The sequence below is a fragment of the Pseudarthrobacter adonitolis genome (assembly GCF_055412845.1).
In genome coordinates this window covers 1-3,418 of record NZ_JBVAYW010000047.1, presented here as the reverse complement: position 1 = coordinate 3,418, position 3,418 = coordinate 1, and the positions used below count along the sequence as shown (strand labels likewise).

Below are 3,418 nucleotides of genomic sequence, written 5' to 3'. Positions count from 1 at the left end.
CTTCGATGTCTTCGTTGGTGACGGTGATCTCCGCTCCGGGGCTCACGGTTTCCGTTCCCTGGTATTTGAAGTCCTTGATCAGTATTTTCGCCGGGGCCGCCGCTGGTGTTGAGCCCGGGCCGGAGGTTGAGGGTGCAGGTTCTGTGGTGGCGGCTGGAGCTGAGGGGAATTGTTCCGTCAGTGTGGGGTTAGCTGTTGTGTCGGGCCCGGAGGTGCCGGGGGTCCCGCAGCCGGACAAGACCAGCACGGCTGCTGCTGCCGCGAGTCCGAGCGCGCTACCGGTTCTGGTGTTTGCTTTCATGGGTGAACCTTTCATGGGTACCGTCGGTTGGTGCCTTGGTTTGCGCATAAGCGGGTCAGGGGTGTTCGACCCAGCAGGCCAGGATGGTGGTGGAGAGCTGGTAGGCCAGGGCGTTCCTGGTGATGTTCTCCGGTCCCAGGGTGGCGGGCAGGTCGGTGGCGTCCACGTGCAGGACGAAGCTGTCTTTTTGGAACACTGCTGATCCGTCGGCGGTTTCGTAGGCCGGGAAGCCGAGGTTCGCGAGGCCTTCGAGGGGTGTGGCATCTTTGGCCAGGGCCTGCATCGCTTCGAAGTAGGTTAGGGCGGACGCCTTGTCGACGGCTTCCTGGACTGAGATTTCCAGTGCCCCTTCGTCTAGGTGGTAGGTGCAGGTGAAGGTGTTGTTGGCCCAGTCGTTGACGGTGTGCGCGTCCGAGTCCAGGTTCAGGATGGAGGTGAGCCTGTCCATCGGCTGGTCTCCGCAGACCATCAGGGCAGCATCGCTGGGCCCGTCGGCCTTGGGGGTGCCCGGGGATGATGAGTGGTCCCCGTCGCCGTGGCTGTCGGTGTGACCGGTTCCGGGTGACGCTGCGGACGGTGCCGTCGTCGAGAGGTCCGACGGTGCGGTGATGGATCCGGCCGCTGTTGCGCAGCCCGAGAGCAGCAGTGCGGACAGGGCCAAGGAGGCCAGCAACGGCTTGTGCTGTTTCATAGCTCTTCCATCCTGGCCGCGCCGGCCTTTCGGCTGTGCGGCCGTTGTCAGGTTTTGAGTGTGGCGTAGATGACGTAGTTGTCATCGAAAAGGCCGGTGGCGGGGTCGTAGCCGTCGCAGGTGACCAGTCGGAGTTCGGCGTTATTTGTGTTCCCGTAGACCTCGAGGGTGGGGAATTCGTTCTTGCTGTAGAGGGCGCCGCGGTCAACGGTGAACACGGCGGTGCTGCCGTCGGTTCGGGACACGTTGATTTCGTCGCCGTTTTTGAGCTTCTGGAGGTCCGCGAAGACTCCGGTGTTCCCGCCGAGGGCGTTGACGTGACCGAGCATCACGGAGGGGCCGCGTTCGCCGGGGGTGGGGGAGCCGTTGTACCAGCTGGCGGGTGTGCCGTTACCGGTGTCTTCCGGGACTTCCAGGGAGCCGTTCTCCCGCAGTCCCAGGTGGAGAAGGTCCGTCCGGACCCCGATCGAGGCAATGGCCAAGGTGACGGGAGCGGAGGCGCCCATCACCGGCGGCAGCTGCTGTGCGGGCGGGGACGCCACGGGGGCAGCGGGCGGCGGGGTGGCTGTAGCCGCGGTCGTGCCGGGTGTTACCGGAGATGAGGCGGAAGCCGAAGGTGGGGAGCCGGCGTCGGGCGTTCCGTTGTTTCCTGTGCCGCAGCCGGCCAGGGTGAGCAGGAGCAGAACCCCGGCCACCGCAGAGGCCAGGGGGCCTCTGCGGTGGCCGGGATTCATGAGTGTCACAGTGATGGTCCAGTCAGCCCTTGCTTAGGCTGCTGATCCGGCGCTGCGGCGGCGGACAACGTAGGCTCCGCCGGCGAGGGCGATCAGGGCCAAACCGCCGCCGATAGCGAGGGCTCCGGTGTCGGTGCCGGTTTCGGCGGTGACGCCGGTGTCAGCGCCGCCTGCCGGCATCTTCATCTGGCCGGCCTTCAGGGTCCCGCACAGGGCGGGGGAAGTGGCGGCGAGCGGAAGGGTCGGTGCAAGGTCGCTCTTGGCGGCCTGGCCTGCCGCGCTGAGCGTGGCGGGGTCAAGGCCGTGGACGACGACCACGGCGGTGCCCGCTTTCAGGGAAGCCATGGTCTCGGCGTTCAGTTCGAACGTGCGGTCAACGGTGTAGGCCGCACCCTGGCCGCCGACCTTGAGGTCAAGGCCCGCTGCCGGGCTCGTGTCCCCGCTCGTGGAGAGCGTGGTCTGGATGGGACCGTAGAACGGATCGCCCTCGGTGGTGGAGATGACCTGGTCCCCGTCCTTATCGGCCGATGGGTCCGGGCAGGTGCCCTGCTTGCCGCCGTGGATGTGCTGGACGTGCGGGTACGGGGCATCCATGAACGTCGCCGGCATACCCGAAACTTTCAGGACAACGTGGGCCTGGTTACCGGTGACATCAACTGTGATGGTGCCGGCGCCGGCGCTGCCGTTGAGCTGGCCCAAGGTGGACTGGTAGGACTGGTCCGCGGCCATCGCGGGGGAACCGGAAAGGGCCAGGGCGGCCAAAGCGAGGGTGGGAACTGCCATAAAGCGGAGTGACTTATTCATTTGAAAAATCTCCTCATTCACGCGCGTGTGATGTTGGTGCCCCCGGGAGGGGGTCACCAGTACTTCGGAACACTACCGGACAAGGATGGGTGAAAATGTGGCCGGGTTCACATATTTTTGGTCAGGCTAACGCCGGGGAGACGCCAAAGGCGCTTTCCCGGGCGGGTGAACCAGCCAAGGGTCAGGCAGTTGAAGCCCCCCGGCGGCGGCCCCGGGCAGCCGTCCCTGATCCAGTCCGGCTTTTCTGCAGCAGGACGTAACCGGCCACCGCCAGGGCCCCGGCGACCGCTTCGGCCACCGCAGTGACAACTTTGGCCGCATACCAGACCGGCTCATACATTGAAGGCAGCGGCCCAATAGCCGGGACCTGGACATACCGGTACAGGATGACCGCGACCAACGACGACAGGCCCACCGCCGCGGCGGCCGCGAAAGCCGTACGGGAGCCTCTGAGCAGCACAAACACCGCGGCCAGGACCGCCGCTCCGGCCTGGATCAGAAACAGGGTGCCTTGCCCGATGCCGCCCGGCGCGGCCTGCTGATAGCCCGGGGCGAGCTGGACATGGATCACGGCACTGACTACCAGGGCCACCGCGACACCGACACGCAACACCCACAGAGAACGCGGCGGAGAGTTCATTTCCTTGCCGCTCATTTCACGACCAGCGTCCCGGTCATCTGCGGATGAAAACTGCAAATAATTCCGTACTCACCCGGGCCATCCGGGGCCTGGAAGATCACCGTTGCCCCGGCGGGGACTTCAACGTCGAACCCGCCCTTGTCCTTGGCGGTCAGCGTGTGCGGGGCGCTGTCCGCGTTCGTCACCGTCACCATCGCCCCCGGCTTCACCGACGCCGGAACCTCATACTTGAAATCCCGAATCGTGAT

The 3,418-nt window shown here is 65.7% G+C and carries 5 protein-coding genes and 1 pseudogene; all 6 read right to left on the bottom strand.

Annotated features, from left to right (window positions below):
• Positions 1 to 301 (bottom strand): annotated as a pseudogene (locus tag ACZYZ4_RS19390) (hypothetical protein); the annotation flags it as partial.
• Between the two features lie 55 nt (positions 302 to 356).
• Positions 357 to 992 carry a hypothetical protein gene (locus ACZYZ4_RS19385; protein ID WP_463863404.1) on the bottom strand — a complete coding sequence of 212 codons (636 nt, stop codon included), beginning with the start codon at positions 990 to 992 and terminating at the stop codon, positions 357 to 359.
• A gap of 47 nt (positions 993 to 1,039) precedes the next feature.
• Positions 1,040 to 1,726: a sortase domain-containing protein gene (locus ACZYZ4_RS19380; RefSeq protein WP_463863405.1), complete on the bottom strand. Its 687-nt coding sequence runs from the start codon at positions 1,724 to 1,726 to the stop codon at positions 1,040 to 1,042.
• Positions 1,727 to 1,759: 33 nt separating this feature from the next.
• Entirely contained in the window at positions 1,760 to 2,530 is a 771-nt protein-coding gene (locus tag ACZYZ4_RS19375; protein WP_463863403.1) for a hypothetical protein, read from the bottom strand.
• Positions 2,531 to 2,711: 181 nt separating this feature from the next.
• Positions 2,712 to 3,170, bottom strand: a complete 459-nt coding sequence (locus ACZYZ4_RS19370; RefSeq protein WP_463863402.1) for a hypothetical protein — start codon at positions 3,168 to 3,170, stop codon at positions 2,712 to 2,714.
• An 11-nt stretch (positions 3,171 to 3,181) separates the two neighbouring features.
• Positions 3,182 to 3,418 (bottom strand): cupredoxin domain-containing protein (locus ACZYZ4_RS19365; protein WP_463863401.1); only part of this gene is annotated, 237 nt, incomplete at its 5' end.

What these genes read in the sequence shown, in the direction of transcription:
- ACZYZ4_RS19375 (WP_463863403.1), bottom strand. Translation starts at nt 2,530, where the DNA reads ATGAATAAGTCACTCCGCTTTATGGCAGTTCCCACCCTCGCTTTGGCC.
- ACZYZ4_RS19380 (WP_463863405.1), bottom strand. Translation starts at nt 1,726, where the DNA reads ATGAATCCCGGCCACCGCAGAGGCCCCCTGGCCTCTGCGGTGGCCGGG.
- ACZYZ4_RS19385 (WP_463863404.1), bottom strand. Translation starts at nt 992, where the DNA reads ATGAAACAGCACAAGCCGTTGCTGGCCTCCTTGGCCCTGTCCGCACTG.
- ACZYZ4_RS19370 (WP_463863402.1), bottom strand. Translation starts at nt 3,170, where the DNA reads ATGAACTCTCCGCCGCGTTCTCTGTGGGTGTTGCGTGTCGGTGTCGCG.